Annotated in this window: 24 protein-coding genes and 1 riboswitch; of the genes, 8 read left to right on the plus strand and 16 right to left on the minus strand. The window is 65.3% G+C overall.

Annotated features, from left to right (window positions below; all coding sequences use genetic code 11):
- Positions 1-53: 53 nt before the first annotated feature.
- A complete protein-coding gene (locus B215_RS19415; RefSeq protein ID WP_019367814.1) occupies positions 54-1,817 on the plus strand; it encodes a putative bifunctional diguanylate cyclase/phosphodiesterase in 1,764 nt (587 codons plus the stop codon).
- Here B215_RS19415 and B215_RS0101305 read toward each other — a convergent pair.
- A complete protein-coding gene (locus tag B215_RS0101305; RefSeq protein ID WP_019367815.1) occupies positions 1,814-3,592 on the minus strand; it encodes an ABC transporter transmembrane domain-containing protein in 1,779 nt (592 codons plus the stop codon). The genes B215_RS19415 and B215_RS0101305 overlap by 4 nt on opposite strands.
- A gap of 151 nt (positions 3,593-3,743) precedes the next feature.
- Here B215_RS0101305 and B215_RS0101310 point away from each other — a divergent pair, with 151 nt between their 5' ends.
- Positions 3,744-4,976 (plus strand): polyhydroxyalkanoate depolymerase, encoded by a 1,233-nt coding sequence (locus B215_RS0101310; RefSeq protein ID WP_019367816.1) that lies wholly within the window; start codon positions 3,744-3,746, stop codon positions 4,974-4,976.
- 23 nt (positions 4,977-4,999) lie between these two features.
- On the opposite strand, the gene B215_RS0101315 is transcribed toward B215_RS0101310, so the two are convergent.
- The 6 genes from B215_RS0101315 to B215_RS0101340 form a co-directional block, all read right to left on the minus strand.
- Positions 5,000-5,368: a YkvA family protein gene (locus B215_RS0101315; protein WP_019367817.1), complete on the minus strand. Its 369-nt coding sequence runs from the start codon at positions 5,366-5,368 to the stop codon at positions 5,000-5,002.
- A 41-nt stretch (positions 5,369-5,409) separates the two neighbouring features.
- Complete coding sequence (locus tag B215_RS0101320; RefSeq protein WP_019367818.1) at positions 5,410-5,889, minus strand: pyridoxamine 5'-phosphate oxidase family protein; 480 nt, start codon at positions 5,887-5,889, stop codon at positions 5,410-5,412.
- 42 nt (positions 5,890-5,931) lie between these two features.
- Complete coding sequence (locus B215_RS0101325) at positions 5,932-6,882, minus strand: glucokinase (protein ID WP_019367819.1); 951 nt, start codon at positions 6,880-6,882, stop codon at positions 5,932-5,934.
- Between the two features lie 98 nt (positions 6,883-6,980).
- Positions 6,981-7,472: a DUF805 domain-containing protein gene (locus B215_RS0101330; RefSeq protein WP_019367820.1), complete on the minus strand. Its 492-nt coding sequence runs from the start codon at positions 7,470-7,472 to the stop codon at positions 6,981-6,983.
- Between the two features lie 41 nt (positions 7,473-7,513).
- Positions 7,514-8,689 (minus strand): acetyl-CoA C-acyltransferase, encoded by a 1,176-nt coding sequence (locus B215_RS0101335; RefSeq protein ID WP_019367821.1) that lies wholly within the window; start codon positions 8,687-8,689, stop codon positions 7,514-7,516.
- Between the two features lie 132 nt (positions 8,690-8,821).
- The gene (locus B215_RS0101340) at positions 8,822-9,280 is read right to left on the minus strand and encodes a MaoC family dehydratase (protein WP_019367822.1); all 459 of its coding nucleotides are present in this window, start codon (positions 9,278-9,280) and stop codon (positions 8,822-8,824) included.
- A 130-nt stretch (positions 9,281-9,410) separates the two neighbouring features.
- Between B215_RS0101340 and B215_RS0101345 the strand changes: the two genes are divergently transcribed.
- The gene (locus B215_RS0101345; RefSeq protein WP_019367823.1) at positions 9,411-12,344 is read left to right on the plus strand and encodes an L-glutamate gamma-semialdehyde dehydrogenase; all 2,934 of its coding nucleotides are present in this window, start codon (positions 9,411-9,413) and stop codon (positions 12,342-12,344) included.
- A 13-nt stretch (positions 12,345-12,357) separates the two neighbouring features.
- Here B215_RS0101345 and B215_RS0101350 read toward each other — a convergent pair whose 3' ends face one another.
- Together B215_RS0101350 and B215_RS0101355 are read right to left on the minus strand one after the other, a co-directional pair.
- Positions 12,358-13,524 (minus strand): mechanosensitive ion channel family protein, encoded by a 1,167-nt coding sequence (locus B215_RS0101350; RefSeq protein WP_019367824.1) that lies wholly within the window; start codon positions 13,522-13,524, stop codon positions 12,358-12,360.
- Between the two features lie 8 nt (positions 13,525-13,532).
- Positions 13,533-14,549, minus strand: a complete 1,017-nt coding sequence (locus tag B215_RS0101355) for a DNA topoisomerase IB (RefSeq protein WP_019367825.1) — start codon at positions 14,547-14,549, stop codon at positions 13,533-13,535.
- Between the two features lie 113 nt (positions 14,550-14,662).
- Between B215_RS0101355 and B215_RS0101360 the strand changes: the two genes are divergently transcribed.
- Positions 14,663-15,214, plus strand: a complete 552-nt coding sequence (locus B215_RS0101360) for a DJ-1/PfpI/YhbO family deglycase/protease (protein ID WP_019367826.1) — start codon at positions 14,663-14,665, stop codon at positions 15,212-15,214.
- A gap of 264 nt (positions 15,215-15,478) precedes the next feature.
- Positions 15,479-16,045, plus strand: coding sequence for a hypothetical protein (locus tag B215_RS0101365; protein ID WP_019367827.1), 567 nt, complete (start codon positions 15,479-15,481; stop codon positions 16,043-16,045).
- 9 nt (positions 16,046-16,054) lie between these two features.
- On the opposite strand, the gene B215_RS0101370 is transcribed toward B215_RS0101365, so the two are convergent.
- Positions 16,055-16,369, minus strand: coding sequence for a hypothetical protein (locus B215_RS0101370; protein ID WP_037512746.1), 315 nt, complete (start codon positions 16,367-16,369; stop codon positions 16,055-16,057).
- Positions 16,366-16,515, minus strand: a complete 150-nt coding sequence (locus B215_RS20765; protein WP_237718449.1) for a hypothetical protein — start codon at positions 16,513-16,515, stop codon at positions 16,366-16,368. The genes B215_RS0101370 and B215_RS20765 overlap by 4 nt, the downstream gene beginning before the upstream one ends.
- A 137-nt stretch (positions 16,516-16,652) precedes the next feature.
- Here B215_RS20765 and B215_RS0101375 point away from each other — a divergent pair, with 137 nt between their 5' ends.
- Together B215_RS0101375 and B215_RS19420 are read left to right on the plus strand one after the other, a co-directional pair.
- Positions 16,653-17,270 (plus strand): S24 family peptidase, encoded by a 618-nt coding sequence (locus tag B215_RS0101375; protein ID WP_019367830.1) that lies wholly within the window; start codon positions 16,653-16,655, stop codon positions 17,268-17,270.
- Positions 17,267-17,902, plus strand: coding sequence for a class I SAM-dependent methyltransferase (locus B215_RS19420; protein WP_019367831.1), 636 nt, complete (start codon positions 17,267-17,269; stop codon positions 17,900-17,902). Before B215_RS0101375 ends, B215_RS19420 begins: the two co-directional genes overlap by 4 nt.
- A 94-nt stretch (positions 17,903-17,996) precedes the next feature.
- On the opposite strand, the gene glnA is transcribed toward B215_RS19420, so the two are convergent.
- The 3 genes from glnA to B215_RS0101395 all read right to left on the minus strand — a co-directional run bounded on the left by glnA (position 17,997) and on the right by B215_RS0101395 (position 21,306).
- Positions 17,997-19,409 (minus strand): type I glutamate--ammonia ligase, encoded by a 1,413-nt coding sequence (gene glnA, locus B215_RS0101385; RefSeq protein ID WP_019367832.1) that lies wholly within the window; start codon positions 19,407-19,409, stop codon positions 17,997-17,999.
- A 95-nt stretch (positions 19,410-19,504) separates the two neighbouring features.
- Positions 19,505-19,843: a P-II family nitrogen regulator gene (locus B215_RS0101390; RefSeq protein WP_019367833.1), complete on the minus strand. Its 339-nt coding sequence runs from the start codon at positions 19,841-19,843 to the stop codon at positions 19,505-19,507.
- Positions 19,844-19,998: 155 nt separating this feature from the next.
- A complete protein-coding gene (locus tag B215_RS0101395; protein WP_019367834.1) occupies positions 19,999-21,306 on the minus strand; it encodes a methyl-accepting chemotaxis protein in 1,308 nt (435 codons plus the stop codon).
- A 219-nt stretch (positions 21,307-21,525) separates the two neighbouring features.
- Between B215_RS0101395 and B215_RS0101400 the strand changes: the two genes are divergently transcribed.
- On the plus strand, positions 21,526-22,341 hold the full coding sequence (locus B215_RS0101400; RefSeq protein WP_019367835.1) for a ferredoxin--NADP reductase: 816 nt from the start codon (positions 21,526-21,528) through the stop codon (positions 22,339-22,341).
- A gap of 43 nt (positions 22,342-22,384) precedes the next feature.
- Here B215_RS0101400 and B215_RS0101405 read toward each other — a convergent pair whose 3' ends face one another.
- Positions 22,385-23,440 carry a threonine aldolase family protein gene (locus B215_RS0101405; RefSeq protein WP_019367836.1) on the minus strand — a complete coding sequence of 352 codons (1,056 nt, stop codon included), beginning with the start codon at positions 23,438-23,440 and terminating at the stop codon, positions 22,385-22,387.
- 57 nt (positions 23,441-23,497) lie between these two features.
- A riboswitch (SAM-I-IV-variant riboswitch) is annotated at positions 23,498-23,608 on the minus strand.
- A 94-nt stretch (positions 23,609-23,702) separates the two neighbouring features.
- Complete coding sequence (gene map, locus B215_RS0101410) at positions 23,703-24,527, minus strand: type I methionyl aminopeptidase (RefSeq protein ID WP_026008827.1); 825 nt, start codon at positions 24,525-24,527, stop codon at positions 23,703-23,705.
- Positions 24,528-24,545: the final 18 nt, after the last annotated feature.

Below are 24,545 nucleotides of genomic sequence, written 5' to 3' on the forward strand. Positions count from 1 at the left end.
TTGGGAAAATCGTTTCCGCCCGCCTCTATAATGAAAGGTGAAGGGAAACGATTGTGCAGGATTATCGCGAAGCCGCCCGGCTGGACACGCTGCACCAGCTGAAACTGCTGGACACGCCGCCGAGCGAGCATTTCGACCGCATTACGCGAATGGCGGCACAGATTTTCGGCCTGCCGGTGGCGGCGGTATCGCTGACCGACAGGGACCGGCAATGGTTCAAGTCGCGGGTGGGTGTCGAGCATTGCAGCATCCCGCGGCACAAAGCGCCTTGCGCCGAAGTCGCCGAGACGTGCGACTTTGTGATCATTGAGGACTTCGCGACGCACCCCGGCTATGCCGACAGCCTGCTCGCCCAGGCCGGCACCCGTTTCTATGCGGGCGCACCACTCATCACCAGCGATGGCTATGGGCTGGGCGCGCTGTGCGTACTAGGCATGGCGCCGCGCCATGCCACCGAGGCGGAGCTCGGCGCGCTGGCCGATCTCGCGGCGATGGTGATGACGCAGATCGAACTGCAGCACGCTTTCGGACGGATCGATCCCATCAGCGGCCTGCCGACCCGCGCGCAGTTTCGCGACGATCTGATTGATCTGGCGCGGGACTATCCGGGGCAAGCCCGGATCGCGGTGGTCGGCGACCTTGCTCGCGACGACCAGATCGCCAAAATCGTGAGCGCAATGGGCGCGCCGCGCGTCGACGAGATGGTGCGTGAAGCGTCGCGCGCAATCCAGGCGGCGCTGGGCGCCGATCGTACCGCCTATCATATCGGCACCACCCAATTCGCGTTCCTTTCGCCCCCCGATATGAAACCCGAAACCTATCAGCCGCTGCTCGAGCAGGCGTTCGAAACCATGCGGGCGACTTCCAGCGTGCGGTTTGTCACCAGTGTGGCCGTGGGCATGCGGCCGTTCCGCTTGGGTGAGGTTTCGTCGGAAGACGTTCTGCGTGGAGCGATCAGCGCGGCGCAGGACGCGCGCCGCACCGATGGCGCCATCGCGCTTTATTCGGCCGAACGCGATCAGGCGATGCGCCGGCGGTACGATCTTCTCCAGGATTTCGGCGCGGCGCTGGAGGCGGGAGATCAACTGCGGCTCGTGTACCAGCCGCGGATCGACCTTCGCACCGGCGCGTGCGTGGGGGCGGAAACGTTGCTGCGGTGGCGTCATCCCGTGCTGGGTGACATATCGCCGGCCGAATTCATCCCGATCATCGAGCAAACCGCATTGGCCCAGCCGATCACGCAATGGGTGCTGGAGCAGGCGCTCGACCAACTGGTTCGCTGGCAGGCGGCAGGCATCAACCTGACGCTATCGATCAACCTTTCGGCTGCCAATCTGATGGAGACGGACCTGATCCAGCGCGTGCAACTGGCGTTGCTTGCACGCCAGTTGCGACCCGAGCAGCTGGAAATCGAGCTTACCGAGAGTGCGGTGATGGCCGAGCCCGAAAAGGCGCTGGCCATGCTGCGCGAACTGGCGGCGGCGGGGGTCGCGCTGGCGATCGACGATTTTGGCACCGGGCACAGCAGTCTTGCTTATCTGCAGCAGGTGCCTGCGCACGTGGTGAAGATCGATCAGGCGTTCGTCCGCTGCCTCGGCACCGACGGAGGCGCCGATCATGTGCTGATCGAAACGATGGTGGGACTGATCCACAAGCTGGGCCGTCGCGTTGTCGCGGAGGGCGTGGAGACGGAGGAGACCGCGCAGCTTCTGGCCGCCATGGGCTGCGAGGAAGGGCAGGGCTATTGGTTCGCGCGGCCTTTGGAGGCGGCGGCGTTCCTCGAATGGGTGGCGGCGCGCAGGGCGATCGCGGCTTAAGCGCTTTCCTGGAACTGCAGCGCGGCCAGCCGGGCATAGAGCCCGCCCTTGGCGACCAACTCCGCATGGGTGCCGGTCTCCACAATGCGGCCGGCATCCATCACGATGATGCGGCCTGCCGCCCGCACGGTGGCGAGGCGGTGGGCGATTACCAAGGTGGTGCGCCCATGCATCAGCCGTTCCAGCGCATCCTGCACCAGCCTTTCGCTTTCCGCGTCGAGAGCGCTGGTCGCTTCGTCGAGCAGAAGAATCGGCGTGTCGCGCAGCAGCGCGCGGGCGATGGCCAGTCGCTGGCGCTGGCCGCCGGATAGCCGCGCTCCGCCTTCCCCCAGATAGGTATCGAGCCCATCGGGCAGGTCGCGAAGGAAGCTGGCGGCATTGGCCGCCTCGGCGGCCGCCCAGATGGCGTCGTCGCTAGCGTTCCAGTCGCCGTAGCGAAGGTTATCCCGAGCGCTGGCGGCGAAGATCACCGTCTCTTGCGGCACCATCGCGATGCGGGCCCGGACATCGGCGGGATCGGCGCTGGGAATGGCGACTCCATCGACCCGGATCTCGCCCGATTCAGGATCGTAGAAACGCTGCAGCAACTGGAAGAGAGTGGACTTGCCCGCACCCGACGGGCCCACCACCGCAACCGTCTCGCCAGGCGCTACGAACAGCGAAAAGTCCTGGAGTGCCGAGACTTCGGGACGGGTTGGGTAGCGGAAGGTAACGCAATCGAATGCGATGGCGCCTTCGGCAGGGCGGGGCAGGGGCGTGGGCCGGGCCGGCGCGGCGATATCCGGCTCCTGCGCGAGCAGTTCCGCCAGCCTGCTGGCCGCGCCGGACGCGCGCAGCAGATCCCCATAAACCTCGGTCAGCGCGCCGAACGAGCCGGTGACCAGGCCAGCGGTGATGACGAAGGCGGTGATCGCGCCCCCGCTGATCTGCCCGGCCGCGACCCCGGCAACCGCATCCCACATGATCAGGGTGATCGCGGTGAAGAGCAGGCCGATCACCAGCGCCGTCATCACTGCCCGCAGCGCGAACCGCCGTTTGGCCGCAGCGAAACTGCGCGTCACCGCATCTTCGAATCGCTTCCCTTCGCGCGGCTCCTGTCCGAAAGCCTGCACGATCTGCATTGCGCCCAGCGTTTCCGATGCGATTGCGCCGATATCGGCGACGCGATCCTGGCTGGTGCGCGAGTATTGGCGCACGCGCCCCCCCAACCACACGATGGGAAGCACGGTGAGCGGCATGCCGACGATCAGATAGGCGGCGATCTTCGGCGCAAGCACGAAGAGGTAGATTACGCCGCCAATGCCCGTGAGCAGGTTGCGCAACGCGGTGGATACGGTCGATCCCACCACCTGTTCGACCAGTGCCGTATCCGATGTAAGGCGCGATGCGATTTCGGACGGGCGATTTTCCTCGAACCATTTCGGCGGCAGGCGCAGCAGGTTGCGGTGCACGGCGACGCGGAGATCGGCCACGGTGCGCTCGGCCACCCACGATACCGCGTAGAAGCGCACCGCTGTCGCGATCGATAGCACCAGGATCACCGCCAGCAGACCCTGGAAATACACGCCGATCTCGCTGGTATCGGCACCGGCGGAAAAGCCGTTGTCGACGATTTGCTTGAACGTGCGCGGGATCCATAGCGTCGCGAGCGACGACGTGATCAGCGCTGCGGTCGCGATGGCGATCTGTAGCGGATAGCCGCGCGTGAAACGCCAGATGACGAGCAGGCTGCTGAGCTTGCGGCGGGGCGCCGGCGGCGGGATCGTATCGGCCATGGCGAGCGCGTAGCGCGGTTCGCGAGGCAGGGGAACCACCCGCGACTGTCTCGGTTCCGCATTGGTACGACATTGCGGCGCACAACGCCGCCGTCTATATGGATCATAACAAACCCCCGCTGCAGGGATCGGGGCACGGGGAAGGAAATCTATGCTGTACGACGCCTACGAGATTCAGCGTTCCATGCTCGCCGGAGCGAGCGCTTTGGCCAATTTCGGCGCAGGCCTGCTCAACAATCCTGCCAATCCCTTCGCCTATTTCGGGGGCGGACCGGTGCTCGCCTCTGCGCTGGAGGTGTTTGCGCATGCCTCGGCACCGCGCGGCAAGCCCAGGTTCCTGCTCGATCAGACCGTGATCGACGGCCAAATGGTGGAGGTGCAGGAGGAAGTGGTGCTGCGCAAGCCGTTCGGCCAGCTGAAGCGGTTCGTGCGCAAGGGCGTGGAAGGTGGCCCGAAGCTGCTGATCGTCGCGCCGATGTCCGGCCACTATGCCACGCTGCTGCGAGGCACGGTGGAGCGGATGCTGCCGGTGGCGGACGTGTACATCACCGACTGGCGCGACGCGAAACTCGTGCCGACGTCGGAGGGCCGGTTCGACCTCGACGATTATATCGACTATCTAATCGCGTTCCTGGAGCATATCGGAGCGGAGGGCGATCCGCGTCCGCACATGCTCGCCGTCTGTCAGCCTTCCGTGCCCTGCTACGCGGCCGCGGCGCTGATGAGCGCCGACAAGCATCCCAACCGTCCGCGCACGCTGACCATGATGGGCGGCCCGATCGACACGCGCGAGGCGCCCACCGCCGTCAACACGCTCGCGACCGAGCGGCCGTTCACCTGGTTCGAGCATAACGTGATCGCCACCGTCCCGATGACCTATGCCGGCGCCGGGCGGAAAGTGTATCCGGGTTTCCTGCAGCTCGCCGGTTTCATGACGATGAACCTGGGCAACCACCTGATCTCGCATTGGGAAATGTTCAAGCACCTCGTTCAGGGCGATGACGAGAGCGCCGATGCGACGATGAAGTTCTACGAGGAATATCGCTCGGTCTGCGACATGACCGCCGAATTCTACCTCCAGACGATCGACGTCGTGTTCCAGTCGCATGCTCTGCCTAAGGGAACGATGACGCATCGCGGCCGGCTGGTCGATCCGGGTGCGATCACCGATATCGGCGTGCTGGCAATCGAAGGCGAGCGCGACGATATCTCCGGCATCGGTCAGACCAAGGCGGCGCTTACCTGCGCGAAGAACCTGCCGGAAGCCTATCGCCAGTATCACCTGGCCGAAGGCGTGGGCCATTATGGCATTTTCAACGGTTCGAAGTGGCGCAACCGGATTGCGCCGGTGGTCGAGCAGTGGATGGCGACTCACGCAGGTTGAGCAGCAGCCCTTAGGCGGGCTCGTCAATCGTAGCGGGTGACGAGCCAGCTCCACACCAGCCAGGCGAGCAGCGCCCAAATCGCGAGAATAATGGCGATGCCGCCCCAGCTGACGGGGCGCCCGCTTGCCTTTTCCGCCTCGATCCGATGCTCGGCGAACTGCTCGGCCGGGATCAGCTTCTCGAATAGCCAGATGCCGAGCGGGATCAGAATCGCATCGTCGACCAGCCCGAGCACGGGAACGAAATCAGGGATCAGGTCTATCGGCGACAGCGCATAGGCCGCGACTAAAACGCCGACGATCCGCGCAGCCAGGGGCGTGCGCGGATCGCGGATCGCGAGCCAAACGGCATGCGCTTCGGTGCGGACGCGGTGCGCGAGGGAAGGGCCCATGGCCCTGGATCGCGCAGCGGCGCCGCCCGGTCAATCGCGGATCAGGATTCTGCGGTGGTATCCACCTTGGCGTGGCTGCCGGTTTCGTCCGATCGGATCTTGCCGCCGAACAGCATCTTCAGCTTGCCGGTGACCGACATATCGGTCTCCCACATTTCGGCATCTTCGATGTCTAGGCGCAGCAGTGCGAGGTTCGGATCCTGCTTGCCGCCGGGGAACCAGGCTTCCACCTGGTTGTCCCACAGCTTGTCGATCATCGCGAAGTCGTTGTCGATCCGCGCGGTGCCGGCCAGGCACGCGAAGAAATCATGCCCCTTTGCGACGAACTGCGCCATCGCCGGGCCACCCTTGGCCATGCGATTGTCCTTGCCGATGAAGAAGAAGATCGTGTCGATCTGGTCCTCGTCCAGTTGTGCGGTCAGCGGTTCGCTGTGCTGTCCGTCCTGCAGACCCACCATCATATAGGGGCTGCTCGCCAGCTTGGACCAGAAATGCTTCTTCAGTTCGACGGTGTCGGCCATGATCGTCTCCTTAGGATCTGGCCGGGTAACGTGCAGGCCCGCTCAGGCGTTCCGGAGGGCGGCGGCGGCGCCGATCAGCTCCAGGTCGTTGCGATTGACCAGCGCCACCGGGACTTCCGACAGCGGGCGGCGAAAGGCGATGCGCGCTTCCATGCGCTTGCGAAAACAGGGACCGGCCAGATCGACCTGCAGCGCGCGAGCGATCGCGCCGGTGAGGAACACGCCGTCCCACGCGTCGAACGTCAACGCGAGATCCCCCACAAAGGCGCCGAGATGCTGGGCGAACATCCGCACGACATCGGTGCAGATCGGATCGCGCCCGACATTGCGGGTGACGTCTTCCGGCGCGCGCAGCCTTTTGCCGCCCGACAGCGCCTCATATGCCAAGAGAAGACCCCCGGCGCTGAGTAGCGTCTCCACCTCCACCAGCATGCCGCGACTGCGGCAGAAGGCCGCGAAACGTTCCTCTTCCGCCGTCTGCGGCGCAAAGGCGATGTGGCCGGCTTCGCTCTGCACGGGCACCAGCCGCCCATCCGCACCGATCAGGGCGGATACGCCGAGCCCGGTGCCGATCCCAACCACTGCATAATTGCCTTGCGGGCTCGGGGGCTTGGGCGGCGGACCGGACAGGGGCGTGAACGCCGCCTGCGGCAGCCGGGTCAGCGCCAGTGCATTTGCCGAGCATTCGTTCAGCGCAATCGGGCGCTCGCGCAACACCGCTTCCACCCCGGCCAACGAGATATACCAGCGGCTGCCGGTAAGGTTGATCAGATCGCCGCGCACCGGGCCGGCCACCGCCAATGCGCTCGGCAGGCGTGCATCGCGCAGCCCGACGCGGGTGAGATAGGTGATCAGTGCGCTGGTGAACGTAGGGTGATCGGCGTTGAAGAAGCGCTGCTGCTCGCGCGGATCAGTGCCTTCCTCGCCTCCGGTCAAGCCGAACCGGACCGATTGGCGGCCGATATCGGCCACCAGCGCCACGCCATCCCCCATTGCTTCCTCGTCCTGTTGCTGCCCTATCGAACGGGCGTTTGGGACAGGGTATCGCTAACAATGTTGAAAGAGCAATAGCTTGTCGTTGCTCTGCGGGTTCAGCGGGCTCGCGGATCGGCACCGAAGCGATTGGTCCCAATCATCGGCGACCAGAAAAGCGCGATCACCAGGATCGTCAATGCCACCGGTGCAGCCCAAGATAGTACGGGTAGGCCCCCGTGCAGCCCAATCGCCACCTGCTGCCGATTGAGCCAGCCTGCCAGCACGATCAGCGCCAGCACGACGCCGGGAAGCACCGGCAAGCCCACATCGTGCAGGCGCCGCGCGCCCAGCCCTATCAAGGGTACGAGCAGCAGCAATGCCAGCGATTGCTCGAAGGCGACGCGCCGCCAGAGGATGGGTAATCCGAGGGCCGTGGGCGGGTGAAAGAAATGCACCAGCACGAGAAGCATGGCCTCGCCAAAGGCGATCAGGATCAGGGCGCTGGCAAGCTCGCTGCGCGTTGCGCGGCCGCGGAGCACGAAGCTCTGTGTGCATGCGCGGAGTCCGCTGCGAAGCGAAACGCCATCGGCGTAGGTTGCTGCCGTCATGGAAGGGAGGGTGCCGTGGCGGGCACCCTCCGGTCAAGCCCTTAGAGTGTCTCGAAAAGACCCGCTGCGCCCATGCCGCCGCCGATGCACATGGTGACGACGACATACTTCGCGCCGCGACGCTTGCCTTCGATCAATGCATGGCCTGTCATCCGCGCGCCCGACATGCCATAGGGGTGGCCGATCGAGATCGCGCCGCCGTTGACGTTGAGCAGCTCGTTAGGAATGCCCAGCTTGTCGCGGCAGTAGAGCACCTGCACCGCGAACGCTTCGTTCAGCTCCCACAGGCCGATATCGTCCATCTTAAGGTTGAAGCGCTCGAGCAGCTTGGGGATCGCATAGACCGGGCCAATGCCCATTTCGTCGGGCTTGGTGCCCGCCACCGCCATGCCGACATAGCGGCCCAGCGGGGTGAGGCCGCGCTGCTCGGCAAGCTTCTCCTCCATCAGCACCGCGGCCGAGGAACCGTCGGACAGCTGGCTGGCATTGCCCGCGGTGACGGTGCCGTTCGGCACCACCGGCTGAAGCGCCTGCAGGCCCTCCAGCGTCGTCTCGGGGCGATTGCCCTCGTCCTTGGAAAGCGTGATTTCCTTCTGCGAGACTTCCTTGGTCTCCTTGTTGACCAGGTTCATCGTAGCGGTGACGGGCACGATCTCGTCGTCGAACTTGCCCGCGGCCTGCGCGGCGGCGGTGCGCTGCTGCGACTGGAAGGCATAGGCGTCGCACGCATCGCGGCCGATGCCGTAGCGGGCGGCGACCACCTCGGCAGTCTGGAGCATCGGCATATAGGTGTCGTTGTGCATCGCAATCAGCTCACGGTCGGGCTCGACGCGCATCTGCGGGGTCTGGACGAGGCTGATCGACTCCACGCCGCCGCCCAGCGTGATATCCATATTGTCGACGACGATCTGCTTGGCCGCGGTGGCGATCGCCATCAGGCCCGAGGCGCATTGCCGGTCGATCGACATGCCCGGCACGTCCACCGGCAGCCCGGCGCGGAGCAATGCCAGGCGGGCGATGTTGGGCGCCTGGCTGCCCTGCTGGAGCGCGGCGCCGAACACGACGTCGTCGACCTGGCCCGGCTCGATGCCCGCCCGCTCGACCGCGGCGCGGATGGCGTGCGCGCCCAGCGTCGGCGCCGGCGTGGCGTTGAACGCCCCGCGATAGGCCCGGCCGATGCCCGTGCGGGCGGTGGAAACGATGACTGCGGAGCGCATTTCCTGTCCTTCCTTCTTCGCTCCCCTCCCGCTTGCAGGAGGGGCTGGGGGAGGGGTTGGGCCCCTCCGGTTCCGTTGTTTCGAGGCTAGACCAGCCCCTCCCCTAACCCCTCCCGCAAGCGGGAGGGGAATTTAGACGTAAATCAGCGCGATCCACTCGGCGATCACCGCCGGCTTCTCCTCGCCTTCGATCTCGAGCCGATATTCCTGCACCTGTTCCCAGACGCCGGGCTGGCGCTCGACGAACTTCTTGAGCGTGAACCGCCCGCGCACCCGCTTGCCCGAGCGCACCGGGGTGATGAACCGCACCTTGTTCCCCCCATAGTTCACGCCCATCCGCGCGCCTTCGATCCCCGGCGCATCGGTGCGGACGGCGAGCATCGGCATCAGCGAGAGCGACAGGAAACCATGCGCGATCGTGCCGCCGAACGGCGTTTCGCCCGCGCGTACCGGATCGACATGGATGAACTGGTGGTCGCCGGTCGCTTCCGCGAACTGGTCGATCATCGCCTGGGTGACCTCCACCCAGTCCGAGACATGCTCGGCGCCGATCCGTTCGGCCATCGCGTGCGGGGTGACGGTCGCCGCCAAGACTATCCTCTCGCGTAATTATCTTTCATAGGCACGCCATATCTAGTGGGGCCACCGGCCTCCCTGCAAGCTTTAGCCGACCGGAAACTGGAAAATGCCGACTGCCGTACCGTCACACCACCGTGAAACGATGGCCAAGCTGCACCGTGCGGCCGAACCGGATGTTCTAAAACCGCTTTTGGAACGGGCGCGACTCACGCCTGATTCGCGCGAGCGGGTGATGGATCACGCCCTCGCGCTGCTGGCCGACCTGCGCGCGGCGCAGACCCGCGGCTGGGTGAACCAGTTCCTCCAGGAATATCGGCTGAATTCGTCCGAAGGCGTCGCGCTGCTCAGCCTGGCCGAGGCGTTCCTGCGCGTGCCGGATCCCGAGACCGCCGACCTGCTGATCGCCGACAAGATCGGCGATGCCGACTGGAAGGCGCATTCGGGCAAATCGAACTCAGTGCTGGTCAATTCCGCCACCTGGGGCCTGATGCTCGGCCGCGCGCTGGTCGGCGACGAGAAGACCGGGGCGCTTCGCCGGTTGATCTCGCGCGCGGGCGAGCCCTTCGTCCGCCAGGCGGTGGGTGCCGCGATGAAGCGGATGGGCGAAGTCTTCGTGATGGGCCGCACCATCGACGAGGCGATGAAGCGCATGAAGAAGCCCGAGAACAAGGGCTTCACCGCCAGCTTCGACATGCTGGGCGAAGCGGCACGCACCAAGGCTGATGCCGAACGCTATTTCCAGGCCTATTTCGAGGCGATCCGCGCGGTCGGCCGCGATCCCAAGGCGGGCCATTCGATCTCGGTCAAGCTCTCCGCCCTCCACCCGCGCTACGAAGTCGCGCAGTACGACCGCTGCGTGCCCGAGCTGACCGACATGCTGGCCCAGCTCGCCTCGGAATCGGCGGCACAGGGCATCCCGCTCACCGTCGACGCCGAGGAGAGCGAGCGGCTGGAGATGAGCCTCGACATCATCGGTTCGGTCGCGCGCCGGCCCGAGCTGAAGGGCTGGAGCGGCTTCGGCATGGCGGTCCAGGCCTATGGCAAGCGCGCCCGCGCGGTGATCGGCTGGGCCGACGATCTCGGCCGACCGATGCATGTCCGGCTGGTCAAGGGCGCCTATTGGGACAGCGAGATCAAGCGCACGCAGGTGGAGGGCCTGCCCGACTATCCGCTGTTCACGCGCAAGGCGGCGACCGACGTGTCGTACCTCGCCTGCGCGCGCGACATGCTGGCGGCGAAGAACATCGTGCCGGCCTTTGCCAGCCACAATGCGCTGACCGTTGCGACGATCCTCGACTGGGCCGGTGACAGCCGTGACTTCGAATTCCAGCGGCTGCACGGCATGGGCGAGGGGCTGTACGAGCGCCTCGTCAACGAACAGGGCTATCACTGCCGTATCTACGCGCCGGTGGGCGGGCATCGCGACCTGCTCGCCTATCTCGTCCGCCGCCTGCTCGAAAATGGCGCGAATTCCAGCTTCGTTCACCAGCTTGCCGACGAGCAACTGAGCGAGGAGGAACTGCTCGCCGATCCGGTGGATAAGATCGCTGCGGTCGGCGGCACGCGGCATCCGAGCATCCCGCTGCCGGTGGAATTGTTCGGGGCGTGGAAGAACAGCGGCGGGATCGATCTGGCCGAGCGGACCGTCCTGGCGGAGACGGCAGCAGCGATTGCAGCCAAGCCGCTGCCCAGTGTCACCCCCAACGCGGCACCCGATGTAAGGGCGGCCATCGATCGCGCCTCGATCGCCTTCCCGGCATGGTCCGCGACGCCGCTCGCCACCCGTGCGGCGGTGCTGGAGCGCCTCGCCGACCTGCTCGAGGAAAACCGCATCGAGCTGATGGCGCTAGCGGTGAAGGAAGCCTTCAAGACCATTCCCGATGCGCTCGGCGAGGTCCGCGAGGCCGCCGATTTCTGCCGTTACTACGCGCTCCAGGCGCGCACCGGGCTTGCCCCGATCACCCTGCCCGGGCCGACGGGCGAGCGCAACGAGCTGCGCATGGAAGGCCGCGGCGTATGGGCGACGATCGCGCCGTGGAATTTCCCGCTGGCGATCTTCCTCGGCCAGACCGCGGCGGCGCTGGTCGCCGGCAACGCCGTCGTCGCCAAGCCCGCCCCGCAGACGCCGGAGATCGCCCGTGCGGCGGTGCGCCTGGCCCATCAGGCGGGCGTGCCGGAGAATGCGCTGGTGCTGGTGACCGGCGGGCCGGAAGTGGGCGCCGCGCTCACCTCAGATCCGCGCATCGCCGGCGTGGCCTTCACCGGCTCTACGCCGACCGCCAAGAAGATCGCCGCCGCGCTGCTGGAGGGCGAAGACCGCCCGCTGGTGCCGCTGATCGCCGAAACCGGCGGCATCAACGCGATGATCGTCGATTCCACCGCGCTGCCCGAACAGGTGGTGGCCGATGTGCTCACCTCGGCCTTCCGCTCGGCCGGGCAGCGCTGCTCGGCGCTGCGCCTGCTGCTGCTGCAGGAAGAGATCGCCGAGGGCGTGATCGAGATGCTGCGCGGCGCGATGGAGTTGCTGATCCTCGGCGATCCCGCCGATCCGCGTACCGATATCGGCCCGGTGATCGACCAGGCGGCCTATGACAAGCTGATGGCCTATCGTGACAGCGCCAAGGCCCAGTGGATCAAGACCGTGCCGGTGCCGGCTACCGGCCTGTTCGTGCCGCCGACGATGATCCGCATCGACCGGCCCGAGGACCTGACCCGCGAATGGTTCGGCCCGATCCTCCACGTCGCCACCTGGAAGGCGGGCACGCTTGCCGAGACGGTGGCGCGGGTCAACGCCAAGGGCTTCGGCCTGACCATGGGCCTGCACAGCCGCATCGCCCGCTCGGCCGAGCTGGTGGAAGCGGAGGCGCGGGTCGGCAATCTCTACATCAACCGTTCGATGATCGGCGCGGTGGTGGGCTCGCAGCCCTTTGGCGGCGAGGGCCTGTCGGGCACCGGCCCCAAGGCGGGCGGGCCGCACTATCTGCACCGCTTCTGCGCGGAGCGGGCGGTGTCGGTGGATACCACCAGCGCCGGCGGTAATGCGACGCTGCTCAGCCTGGACGAAGGGGGGATTTGAAACGAGGGAGCGGTTATCGCTCTCCCGGATCCTTGTCGACGCGCAGTACCGGCTGCACATCCGGATAGGGCAGGATCAGCTTGCCATCGGGCGCTGCGGTAAAGCTGGTCTGAGTGGGGTAGGGGATGGAAATCCCCTCCTCAGCGAATTTGCGTAGAATGCCCGTCGCGATCCGGTCCCGCGTCGGGTGGGCGATGTTCCAGTCGGACGAATGCACTTCGGCGATCAGCTCATAGTCGAGCGAACTCGCACCAAATCCCGAAAAGCCGTTGCGGACCGCGGTTGCGCCATTCGCCTCGACGATGTCTTTGAGAATCTCGGGCAGCCGATCCAGCACGTCGGGCGGCGTCTCATATGCGACGCCGAGCTTGAACGGCAGGCGGATGCGTGTGCGATCGGAGAGGTTCTGCAGTTCCTTGTCGAGCAGCTGCCGGTTCGAGATGATGTGCATCTCGCCGTCGAATGAGCGGACGCGAGTGGATTTGAGGCCGATGCCTTCCACCGTGCCGCTGGTCTGATCGAACTTGATATTGTCGCCCACCCGGAACGGGCGATCGAACAGGATCGACAGCGCCGCGATCAGATCGCCGAAGATGCCCTGCGCGGCCAGACCGATGGCGATGCCGCCGACGCCGAGACCGGCGACTAGGCCGGTGACGTTCACGCCCACATTGCTCAGCACCATCACTAGCGCGATGGCGAACAACGCGATGGAAATCAGCAGTCGGATGATGCCGATAGCGCTGGCCAGGCTCTCGCTGGGCTTGTCGCCATGGGTGCGATGCTCGATCAGCCCGAAAATGACTTCGCGGACCCAGATCGCGGCCTGGAAGGCTGCAGCCACGGTGAACAGGAAGGTGACGGTCTTGTCCAGCAGCGCCGGCGTCTGCGCATAGTTTACCACCAGCCGGATCGCCGTCATCAGAATAAAGAAATTGCCGGTGCGGGCGACGGTGCGGCCAAGGATCGTGTACCAGTTCGTGCCGCCGCTCTCGCTGTTGCGGCACAGCCGCATCCCCCAGGATCTGAGCGTATGGAGCAGGAGCACGATGCCGGCGGCAATGCCGGTGGCGATCAGGATGCTCAGCCAATGTTCGGCGAGCCATTCCGGCGTATCGCCGACAAAACTCGTGATCTGGCGTTCGAGATGGGCGGGGGAGGATTTGTTGGCGTTCAGCATCGTCGGGATCAGGCTGCCTTGGCTGGCTGTTCGGCGGGATCGCTTTCCAGAAAAGCGATCAGGCCACGTTCGTAGCGATCGAGGTACTGCGTCGTACGCGGCAAGCGCAAGCCGGCGCGGAACAGCGCCTGCGCCTGCTTGTCGCGTGCCAGATCGATCAGGCGCGGGTGGACATAGGACTTTCGGGCGATGGCCGGCGTGTTGCCCAGCGCTTCGGTAACCGGCTCGAGCAACGTTTTCAGGCCGATATAGGCATCCGACTGGGCCAGCGTTTTAAAGGCGATTACGCTTGCCCCCCAAGTGCGGAAATGCTTGGCGGTGAAATTGTCACCCATGGCATCGCGGATATAGGCGTTGACATCGCTGGACGTGACGGGATGCGCACCACCTTCCGTGTCGACCCAGCGAAACAGATGCTGGCCCGGCAGATCCTGGCAACGCTTGACGAAGCTGCTGAGCGAACGATCCGAAACGGTCATGATCCGCAGCTTGCCCGATTTGGCGCGGAACTGCAGCTTCAGCACTCCGCCTTTCACCACCGCGTGGCGCTTGCGCAGCGTCGTAGCGCCAAAGCTCTTGTTTTCCTGGGCATAGGCTTCGTTGCCGATGCGGATGGTGCCCAGATCGAGCAGCCGCACCACGGCTGCAATTGCCTTTTCGCGGCACAGTCCGCGCAGGCGCAGGTCTGCTTCCACCTTGCGGCGAAGGCGCGGCAGCCGTTCGCCGAAGTTGCCGCAGCGATCATATTTTGCCGCCTCCTGAGCTTCGCGAAAGCCGGTATGATAGCGATACTGCTTGCGCCCCTTCGCGTCATAGCCGGTGGCCTGGATATGGCCGTTGGGGTCGGGGCAGAACCAGGCGTCGACATAGGCCGGCGGCAGCCCGATCGCGTTCAGCCGTTCAATTACGTCGCGGTCGGTGATGCGGTCGCCGTTCGCGTCGAAATATCCCCAGCCATGTCGCATCTTGCGCCGTGTGATGCCCGGTTCATGATCATCGACATAGACGATGTCGGCGCTGTCCATTGCAGTTCCTTGTTCCGTGGGCGCAAAATGCGCCGCAGCAACAATTCGTTCCGGAACCTGCCTAAGGGCGCGGGGGTTGCCCGATCATCCAGTGATCGAGAGAGGATGCCCCCATGGCGCAGTTGAAGAATGCCCGCGTACTGATGATCGCCACCGATGGTTTCGAGGAATCAGAATTGTTTGACCCGCGCCAGGCGCTGCTTGATGCCGGCGCACAGGTAACGCTCGCTTCGCTGAAGATGGCGCCCATCACCGGCGAAAAGGCCGGCGAGAAGGGCAAGAGCATAACCCCGGACGCCACGGTGGAGCAGGTGGATCTGGAACAGTTCGATGCGCTGCTGCTGCCCGGCGGCGTCGGCAATCCGGACAAGCTGCGGATGAACACCCGCGCCGTCGAAATCGTGCGGACGTTCATGGACTCGAACCGCGTCGTTGCGGCGATCTGCCACGCGCCCTGGCTGCTGGCCGAAGCCGACGTGGTCGCAGGCCGCCGGTTGACGGGCTGGCCTTCGATCCGCACCGATCTTGCCAATGCCGGCGCCGATGTCGTCGATGAGGCGGTGGTGCAGGACGGCAATCTGATCACTAGCCGCAAGCCGGATGATATCCCTGCCTTCAACCAGGCGGTGATCGCTGCTCTGGAAGACGTGACCGCGCCTGCCTGAAGATATCCACTCGCCGTCGCCGGCTTCGTGCCGGCGATGGTGGGAGCGAGGCTGCGCAGTAACACTCGGCAACATAGGCAGGCGACGCAGGAAAAAATTTTTTCCTGCGTCTTTTGAACTTGTTAGCCAACAAATATAGGAAAACGCACACGCAAGGGCGGCGTAACGCCATTGTAAATGTTGCGCGCTACAACATTCTGTATGAAAACCTTGCCATAAAGATGGCATGAACAACACGTGGTCGCACACGTATCGGGTGAATGCATGAAGCTGTCGCTCGTACCCATAGCCGCCGTTACGCTTGGCGGTGTCTCCGTTATCGCAGCCGCCGCTGTATCGGCGACGGCCACCGGCGAACTATTATCCGCCAAGTTGCAGGTCTGGTCGGCGGGCGGTGTGGCCCAAGCCGGCAATTTCGGTCGACTTGGTCTCGTCGTCGCCGCAGGGCTTTTCGGCTCATGTTCGGGGGGGGTCGCCACCCTGCTGGTTCGCCGCCGCGCTGCTGGTGCGCCGCAGAGCGATTCCGACGGCAGTGCGGCTACGCCCAGGGCAATCACCGCGCCTTCCACCGGAGGGTGGGCCGCCCCGGTCGTTCCCGGCCTGCATGCGGTGCACGCGGCATCGGTGGATGCACCGCGCCGCAGGCCTAACGCCGGTAGTATCGACGGCGAGATGGACAGTGCGGCGCATGCGCTTCTCGATCGCCTGAATCGCGGCGTCATCCGGCGTGAGGTGGCGACGCCGCCGCGTAACCAGCATCATCGCACCCGCACTGATCGCAGGCTGGATGATGGGCTTGCCACCTTGCGTACGCTGGTCCGCCAGGGCTGAGCATCCGGATCAGCAAGCCTCCACCGTCAGCACTTCCACCGCGGCGGTGATCCTGCCGCCGCTCGTCGAGCGGCTAGCGATCACCAGATCAGCGACGAGATGACCCGGGATGGGCAGATCCGCTTCCGGTAGCGCATCGAGCCACGCGGCGGATGCTGCCGTCTCGTCCAGCTCGATGGTGAGCAGGTGTCGGGCGCCGTCGAAGCTTGCACTGGACCATCGCACCCATTTGGCAGTTAGGATCGTGAGCGGGCATCCGGCAGCGTACGCTGCCTTTTGCAGGACACGCTCCATTCGCGTGCCCAGATCGCGCCGCCCGCTCATCGTGCCGCTCCCCGGCCGCATGCCTGCGCGGCGATGAAGGCGCGCAGCCGCGCCGAAAGGTCCGCGCCTGGCCTCCGGCCGAGCCGCATATCGTACACCAGTCGCGGATCGCCCGCCGCCAAGCGGCCGAAGCGGGCCGCTGACATTCGTGTACTCTGCAGGAATGTTTCAACTTCCTGATGCACTGACATCCAGTCCTCCTCCACGTTCGACTCGTGATGATCCCTATTTGTTCTCATCGCGAACCTTGCCTAGGAAAAATCCTATGTGTAGGAAAGAGGCTATGAATGGAGATTTTCAACGTGTCGCTCTGGCGGGGCTGATTGCCGAACGGGGGCTCAGCCTGTCCGAACTTTCGCGTGTGCTCGGGCGCAATGCGGCCTATCTCCATCAATATCTGCATCGCGGTTCTCCGCGCGAGCTGAGCGAGCGCGACCGAGCGCGGCTCGCCGCCTATCTTGGTGTCGATGAGGCGGCGCTCGGCGGTCCATCGCCGGCGATTTTAGTCCCGGTACCGCGCCTGGACGTGCGCGCTGCGGCCGGTGCCGGCGCCTTTGCGGGCGAGGAGGCGGCGCGCCAGCCCTTTCCCTTCCCACCCTTGTTGCTGCGACAGCTCGGCGTGCGGCCGGAGGCGGCGTCCATGATCCGGGTTACCGGTGATTCCATGCTGCCGACACTGGGCGACGGCGATGAAATCCTGGTCGATCGCGACAAGCGGCGCATCGATTCGCGCGGCATTTTCGTGCTGCGGGTGGAGGAGGCGCTGGTCGTGAAGCGGGTGCGTTCGGCGGTGGGCGGGATCGACATGGTCAGCGACAACCCAGCCTATCCGCCGCGCTTTGTCGCCATGGGGGCGTATGAGGTGATCGGACGTGTGGCCTGGCTGGGGCGCGCGTTGTGAGCCATGCGCAAAGCTTCATCCGTGCGCACCTGCCGGTTACGCCAGTGCCGGGGATCGTCGATGTGCATTTGCATAAGGCCGGGCCGTCCAGCGGCGTCGGCCGGTGGGCGGCGGAGGGGCCGCCTCCCTATTGGGCATTCTGGTGGGCCGGGGGGCTGGCGCTGGCCCAGCATCTGCAGGCCTGCCCGGCGCTTGTCGCGGGCCGCCGGGTGCTCGATCTGGGCGCGGGATCCGGGCTGGTGGCGATCGTCGCCGCGCGCATGGGTGCTGCCGGCGTCGCAGCGTCCGAGGTCGACGCGCATGGCCGCGCGGCGATCGCATTGAACGCGACGCTGAACGGCGTGATACTTGAAGACATTGTCGGAGATGTGATGAACGCACCGTCGCCGGCGGTCGACGTGATCCTGGCCGGCGACCTGTTCTACGCGCCCGATGTCGCCGCGCGTGTGGTTCCCTTTCTCGACGGATGCGTCGCTTCCGGCATTGAAGTGTTGGTCGGCGATCCCGGCCGATCGCCGCTGCCGCGCGATCGGCTCACTTTCTTGGCGCGCTACCAGGTGGCGGAAACGGGAGCACCGAAGCCCGCAGCCGTCTATGCTTATCGGGGTGCGGGTCCGTACCCGGTTGCATGACCCTCGCGCATAGTTTTCGAGGCTGGCCGGTGGCATAGAAAAAGGCGCCCGGATCGCTCCGGACGCCCCTTCCTTGAAACCGATCCGGCGAGGATCAGCTCGAATAGTACATGTCGTACTCGACCGGGCTCGGGGTCATTTCCCAACGGGCCACGTCGGCGCGCTTGATCTCGATATAGGCCTCGATCTGGTCCTTCGAGAACACGTCGCCCTTCAGCAGGAAGTCGAAATCGGCTTCCAGGCTGTCCAGCGCCTCGCGGAGCGAACCGCACACGGTCGGCACTTCGGCCAGCTCGGCCGGCGGCAGATCGTACAGGTTCTTGTCCATCGGGTCGCCCGGGTGGATCTTGTTCTGGATGCCGTCCAGGCCGGCCATCAGCAGCGCCGAGTAGCAGAGATACGGGTTAGCCAGCGCGTCCGGGAAGCGGAACTCGACGCGCTTCGCCTTGCTGCCCGTGCCGTACGGGATGCGGCACGAGGCCGAGCGGTTGCGGCTCGAATAGGCGAGCAGCACCGGCGCCTCATAGCCCGGGACCAGGCGCTTGTAGCTGTTGGTCGACGGGTTGGTGAAGGCGTTGAGCGCCTTGGCGTGCTTGATCACGCCGCCGATGAAGTAAAGGCAGGTCTCGGACAGGCCTGCATAGCCGTTGCCGGCGAACAGGGGCTGGCCCTTTTCCCAGATCGACATGTGGGTGTGCATGCCCGAGCCGTTATCTTCCTTGATCGGCTTCGGCATGAAGGTCGCGGTCTTGCCATAGGCTTGCGCTACCTGGTGCACGACATACTTGTAGATCTGCATGCGATCGGCGGTGGTCACGAGCGTGCCGAAGGTCAGGCCCAGTTCGTGCTGCGCTGCCGCGACTTCGTGGTGGTGCTTGTCGCACGGCAGGCCCATTTCGAGCATGGTCGAAACCATCTCGCCGCGGATGTCGACGGCGCTGTCGACCGGCGCGACGGGGAAATAGCCGCCCTTGGCGCGCGGACGGTGGCCGAGATTGCCGGCTTCATACTCGCGGCCCGTATTTCCCGGCAGTTCGATGTCGTCGATCTTGTAGTAGCTGGTCGAGTAGCTGTTCTCGAACCGGACGTCGTCGAACATGAAGAACTCGGCTTCCGGGCCGACATAGATGGTGTCGCCGATGCCGGTAGTCTTCAGATACGCCTCGGCGCGCTTCGCGGTCGAGCGCGGATCGCGGGCATAGAGCTCGCCGGTCGAGGGCTCGACGATATCGCACACCAGGATCAGCATCGGGGTGGCCGAGAACGGATCGACCCAGACGGCGTCCAGATCCGGCTTCAGGATCATGTCGGACTCGTTGATCGCCTTCCAGCCTTCGATCGACGAGCCGTCGAACATCAGGCCATCGGTCAGCTCGTCCTCGCCGAGGACTGACGCGACCATAGTCAGGTGCTGCCACTTGCCCTTGGGGTCGGTGAAGCGCAGGTCGATCCACTCGATCTCCTGATCCTTCACCATCTTCAGAATGTCACTGGCCGAATTCGCCATCGTTCTAAGCCCTTTCGCTCTCTTTCGTGTGCCCAACGAATCGGGCAATTAAATTTCTTTTCGCGCGCGCACAATCGACGTGGCGTTGCGCGTCGTCAAACGGCGTTTTCGTTGCGTTCGCCCGTGCGGATCCGAAGCGCAGTCTCCACCGGGATGACGAAAATCTTACCGTCCCCGATGCGCCCAGTCTGCGCGGCAGCGGCGATGGCTTCGACCACGCGCTCGGCCAGGCCGTCTTCCACCACCACTTCCAGTTTCACCTTGGGCAGGAAATCAACGACATACTCGGCACCGCGGTACAGCTCGGTATGGCCCTTCTGCCGCCCGAAGCCCTTCGCCTCGGTAACGGTGATGCCGGAAACGCCCACTTCGTGCAGCGCTTCCTTCACTTCGTCGAGCTTGAACGGTTTGATGATGGCTTCGATCTTCTTCACTTCTTCCCCCAGGCCAGCGGGTGTCGAGCCGCAGTAGGTGTGATTCCTGGGTGTTTAGCAACCCACGTGCCAGAACGGGAGTAGCTAGAGCATCGCACGCGCCGAACGGTTACGGAGGTGGAATCGTGCCTAAGAATTGAGCAGTTGCTGCTTGTTCAGCTGGCATGTAGCTCGGACACGAAACGATCGACGCCCGCGGAGAGCTGCTCCGCGCCAACCAGCAAGTCGATCGACAGATCGGCGATGTGGGCAGCGTTGTCGGCGGCGGCGCTAGCGGAGGCCCCCACCTGCTCAATATCGTTCTGCACTGAATGGGTGCTTTCCACACTGTCGCCGACGTTTAGCGCGATTCTGTGGGTCGCGAGATGCTGCTCGCGTACCGCATGTTCGACATTGTGGGTCATGCCGGCAATGGCCGCAATGGCGGCTTCCACCCGCTCCTGATTTGCGCTTACCCGTTCCACGGCGGCGCGGATTGCCTCGACCTGCCCACTCACGCTTTGCGCTGCTCGCCCCGCTTGGCCTGCGAGCAGCTTCACTTCGTTCGCCACCACGGTGAAGCCGGCTCCGGCCGGGCCGGCACGCGCCGCTTCGATGGCGGCATTCAATGCGAGCAGGTTCACTTGAGACGCGATGCCGCGGATCACGGCGGTGACGGTGCCGATCGTCTCGGCAAAGCTGCCCAGCTCAGCGATGCGGGTGCGGCTGTCGTCCACGCGCTGCACGGCCTCCACCGTCGCGGCACGTGCCGTCGCGGTGTCGCGGCCGATGGCGTCGAGCGTGGCAGCCAGCGCATCCGTCTCCCGCCCGATCGCCGCAAGATTGTCGCGCCGCTGGGCGACCTCTGCCGCAAGCGCCGTGGCGGCGGCGCTGTTGATCGCCGCGCGTTCGGCGGTTGCGGTGGCACCGTTTCGCAGCGTGCCGGCGAGACTGCGCAACTGCTCCGCCAACGCGGCGACTTCGGCCTCAATCCGCTCGCTTGCCGTTTCAATGCGCCGCGCCCGCGCCATCTGGCGCTCAGCGTCCTGCAACTGCTCCTCGGCCGCGAGCCGGATCAGCCTGCGATTGCTGATCACCGCGAACAGCCGGCCATTGCTGGTCAGGATCATACCTTCCTGGCCGTTCTCGGCGGCATAGCTATCGAGCACGGCGCGGGCCGGCACGTGCAGATCGGCCGTGGGGCAGGGCCGGATCAAGGTTTCGATCCGCCGCCCATAGGCGGGATTGCGCAGCAGCGCATGGCCGAACGGGTTGAGCAGCAGGCGGCGGACGTCCTTCTCGAAGATCGCGCCGATCGGCTTGTGAAGGGCGTCCAGCACCGGCAGCAGGCGCAGGTCGGGCTCATCCTGAAAGCGGCGTATGGCAGGCGCGAGCGGCGCATCCAGCGCGACGAAGGGCGGGTTCCGCTCGGCGGGGGTGAGCCAATCCAGAAGGCGGCGGGGATGCGCGGGCAGGGTGGACATCGCGCGCCACCTACGCAGCTGCTGGTAAACGCGGTCTTAGCATTTGATGACAGCTTTGCGACAGGCGTGCGGCCCGCCAGGGTTTAGCGCCTTGAAGTCCTCCTTTCTGGACGCGGGGCGCTTCTGGTGGCAGAGGGCCGCCTTCATGTTTTCTGATCGCGGCGCCGCTTGGCGGGACGCCCGGTCGCTCAGAGAGTTCGAACGAGGATCCTTCCCACCATGACCGTCGATACGCGCGCGCCGGCGCTGCTGCCCGAACATCCCGCTTTCGCCACCGCCAAGGTGCTCTGGGTCCGCCACTGGAACGAGCATCTGTTCAGCTTCGCGATCGAGCGGCCTGCCAGCTTCCGCTTCCGCTCGGGCGAGTTCGTGATGATTGGCCTGCAAGGCGAAGGCGACAAGCCGCTGATGCGCGCCTATTCGGTCGCCAGCCCGTCTTGGGCGGAGGAGCTCGAATTTCTGTCGATCAAGGTGCAGGACGGCCCGCTGACCTCGAAGCTGCAGAAGATCGTGCCGGGTGACGATATCTATCTCGGCAAGAAGTCGACCGGCACGCTGGTCGCCGACGCACTGCTGCCGGGTCGCCGGCTGTTCCTGCTCTCGACGGGGACCGGGCTCGCGCCATTCCTCAGTGTCGCACGTGATCCGGAAATCTATGAACGGTTCGAGCAGGTGGTGGCGGTGCACAGCGTCCGCCGGGTGAGCGACCTTGCCTATCACGACGAACTGTCCGCAAAGTTGGCCGACGATCCGCTGATCGGCGAGCAGGCGGCCGCGCAGTTCCATTATGTGCCGACGGTGACCCGCGAGCCGTTCCACACCAGTGGCCGCATCGGCGAGCTGCTGGAGAACGGCAAGCTGTTCGAGGGCGTGCCCGGCGACCCGGTGCTGCACCCGGAGACCGACCGCGTGATGCTGTGCGGATCGATGGACATGATCCGCGACTTTGCGGCGCTGCTCGAAGGCAAGGGCTTCAAGGAAGGCTCGAACAACGCGCCGGGCGATTTCGTGATCGAGCGCGCGTTCGTCGGCTGACCGGCGTTTCCCCTCCCCCGGGATCCCGGGGGAGGCTTTTCCATCAGGCCGCCATGGCTGTCGTGCCGCTCACCGCGCGGATGTCGTCTGCCAGCTGATCCACCCGCGCCGGATCGGCGTCCCAGGCGAACATGAAGCGGGCGCCGCCGCCGATGAATGTGTAAAAGCGCCAGCCGCGCGCCCGCAGCGCCTCCAGCGCCGGCTCTGGCGCTCGCACGAACACGCCGTTCGCCTCCACCGGGAACATCAGCTCGATGCCGGACAGACCCTGGATCTGTTCGGCCAGTCGCTGGGCGCAGCCATTGGCGTGGGCGGCATTGCGCAGCCAGGCGCCGTTTTCCAGCATTCCAACCCACGGCGCGGCGAGGAACCGCATTTTCGAGGCGAGCTGGCCCGCCTGCTTGCAACGGTAATCGAAATCCTGCGCCAGCGTGCGATCGAAGAAGAGCACGGCTTCGCCCACCGCCATGCCGTTCTTGGTGCCGCCGAAGCAGAGCACGTCGACGCCCGCCCGCCAGGTGATCTCGGCCGGATCGCAGCCCAGGGTGGCACATGCATGGGCGAAGCGCGCGCCATCCATGTGCAGCTTCAGCCCGAGTTCGCGGCAGACGCCGGAGAGCGCCCGCACTTCCTCGACCGTGTAGACCTGCCCGGTTTCGGTGGGCTGGGTGATCGTCACGACGCGCGGCTTGGGGAAATGGATGTCGGAGCGGCTGGTGGCAACGGCCCGCACCGCTTCCGGCGTCAGCTTGCCGTCCTGGCTCTGCGCCACCAGCAGCTTCGAGCCATTGGAGAAAAATTCCGGTGCGCCGCACTCGTCGGTCTCGACATGGGCGGCGGCTGAGCAGATCACGCTATGGTACGACTGGCAGAGCGCTGCCAGGGCTAGAGAATTGGCCGCCGTGCCGTTGAAGGCGAAGAACACTTCGCAATCGGTTTCGAACAGCGTGCGGAAGGCGTCGGCGGCGGCCTGCGTCCAGCTGTCGTCGCCATAGGCCGGGGCGTGACCGCGATTGGCGGCTTCCATTGCCGCCCAGGCTTCCGGGCAGATCCCGGCATAGTTGTCGCTGGCGAATTGCTGAACGTCGGTCGTCTTCACGCGCTACCTGCCTTGTTACTGGTTCCATCACCAGAGAGGCAGACCGACGAAAGCGTGGCTTGAACACCGTGTTGCCGGTTCGGCCACATCCCTCCATCCATGGACAGAGGCACCACCTTGCACGGGGCAGGTTGGTGCCGGGCGTCGGCCCGACTCTTGATGCTGGCCGCCGGGTAGCGGAAGTTGCGGGAGAGCGCAAGATTGTTGCGGTCGCCCTCTCGCCGCCTCCGCTAAGTTTAGGAAGTTTAGGCTCGTGGCGTGTTCAATAGGGCGGCTGGTGCAGGCCCTTGGGGCTGAGAGTAAAGATTTCGCAGCCGGTTTCGGTGATGCCGATCGAGTGTTCGAACTGCGCCGAAAGCGATCGATCGCGCGTCACCGCCGTCCAGCCATCGTCGAGCAGCTTCACGTCCGGCCGGCCGGTGTTGATCATCGGTTCAATGGTGAAGAACATGCCGGGCTTCAGTTCCGGCCCGGTGCCCGGCCGGCCGACATGCACCACTTCCGGCGCGTCATGGAACATGCGCCCCACGCCGTGCCCGCAGAAATCGCGCACCACGCCATAGCGGTGCTTTTCGGCATGGCGCTGGATAGCGTGGCTGATGTCGCCGAGGTGATTGCCGGGCTTCGCCTGTTCAATGCCGAGCATCAGGCATTCATAGGTGACGTCAACGAGCCGGCGCGCCTTGATCGGCACGTCGCCCACGAGGAACATGCGACTGGTGTCGCCGTGCCAACCATCGACGAGCGGCGTCACGTCGATATTGACGATATCGCCATCCTTCAGCGCGCGGTCGCTCGGGATACCGTGGCAGACGACATGGTTGATCGAGATGCAGCAGCTATGCGTATAGCCGCGATAGCCCAAGGTCGCGGGCACGCCGCCGCCATCGATCGCCATCTTGCGGACGATGTCGTCCAGCTCCTGCGTCGTGACGCCCGGCACGACATGCGGCACCAGCGCATCCAGAATCTCCGCCGCGAGACGGCCGGCGCGGCGCATCCCTTCGAACCCTTCGGGGCCATGGAGCTTGATCGCATGGCTGCGAGCCAGCGGCATGTCCGCTGTGACGGTCACATATTCGGTCATCATGGCAATATAGGCATT

The organism is Sphingomonas sp. ATCC 31555, assembly GCF_000282895.1.
Classification (GTDB): domain Bacteria; phylum Pseudomonadota; class Alphaproteobacteria; order Sphingomonadales; family Sphingomonadaceae; genus Sphingomonas.

Excerpts from the sequence above, each read along its gene's own strand:
- B215_RS0101345 (WP_019367823.1), top strand. The coding sequence starts at position 9,411 with ATGGCCAAGCTGCACCGTGCGGCCGAACCGGATGTTCTAAAACCGCTT.
- B215_RS0101325 (WP_019367819.1), bottom strand. The coding sequence starts at position 6,882 with ATGGGGGATGGCGTGGCGCTGGTGGCCGATATCGGCCGCCAATCGGTC.
- B215_RS0101310 (WP_019367816.1), top strand. The coding sequence starts at position 3,744 with ATGCTGTACGACGCCTACGAGATTCAGCGTTCCATGCTCGCCGGAGCG.
- B215_RS20765 (WP_237718449.1), bottom strand. The coding sequence starts at position 16,515 with ATGTCAGCGGCCCGCTTCGGCCGCTTGGCGGCGGGCGATCCGCGACTG.
- B215_RS0101375 (WP_019367830.1), top strand. The coding sequence starts at position 16,653 with ATGAATGGAGATTTTCAACGTGTCGCTCTGGCGGGGCTGATTGCCGAA.
- B215_RS0101335 (WP_019367821.1), bottom strand. The coding sequence starts at position 8,689 with ATGCGCTCCGCAGTCATCGTTTCCACCGCCCGCACGGGCATCGGCCGG.
- B215_RS0101370 (WP_037512746.1), bottom strand. The coding sequence starts at position 16,369 with ATGAGCGGGCGGCGCGATCTGGGCACGCGAATGGAGCGTGTCCTGCAA.
- B215_RS0101365 (WP_019367827.1), top strand. The coding sequence starts at position 15,479 with ATGAAGCTGTCGCTCGTACCCATAGCCGCCGTTACGCTTGGCGGTGTC.
- B215_RS0101360 (WP_019367826.1), top strand. The coding sequence starts at position 14,663 with ATGGCGCAGTTGAAGAATGCCCGCGTACTGATGATCGCCACCGATGGT.
- B215_RS0101320 (WP_019367818.1), bottom strand. The coding sequence starts at position 5,889 with ATGGCCGACACCGTCGAACTGAAGAAGCATTTCTGGTCCAAGCTGGCG.
- map (WP_026008827.1), bottom strand. The coding sequence starts at position 24,527 with ATGACCGAATATGTGACCGTCACAGCGGACATGCCGCTGGCTCGCAGC.
- B215_RS0101305 (WP_019367815.1), bottom strand. The coding sequence starts at position 3,592 with ATGGCCGATACGATCCCGCCGCCGGCGCCCCGCCGCAAGCTCAGCAGC.
- B215_RS0101350 (WP_019367824.1), bottom strand. The coding sequence starts at position 13,524 with ATGCTGAACGCCAACAAATCCTCCCCCGCCCATCTCGAACGCCAGATC.
- glnA (WP_019367832.1), bottom strand. The coding sequence starts at position 19,409 with ATGGCGAATTCGGCCAGTGACATTCTGAAGATGGTGAAGGATCAGGAG.
- B215_RS0101355 (WP_019367825.1), bottom strand. The coding sequence starts at position 14,549 with ATGGACAGCGCCGACATCGTCTATGTCGATGATCATGAACCGGGCATC.
- B215_RS0101400 (WP_019367835.1), top strand. The coding sequence starts at position 21,526 with ATGACCGTCGATACGCGCGCGCCGGCGCTGCTGCCCGAACATCCCGCT.
- B215_RS0101315 (WP_019367817.1), bottom strand. The coding sequence starts at position 5,368 with ATGGGCCCTTCCCTCGCGCACCGCGTCCGCACCGAAGCGCATGCCGTT.
- B215_RS0101330 (WP_019367820.1), bottom strand. The coding sequence starts at position 7,472 with ATGACGGCAGCAACCTACGCCGATGGCGTTTCGCTTCGCAGCGGACTC.
- B215_RS0101395 (WP_019367834.1), bottom strand. The coding sequence starts at position 21,306 with ATGTCCACCCTGCCCGCGCATCCCCGCCGCCTTCTGGATTGGCTCACC.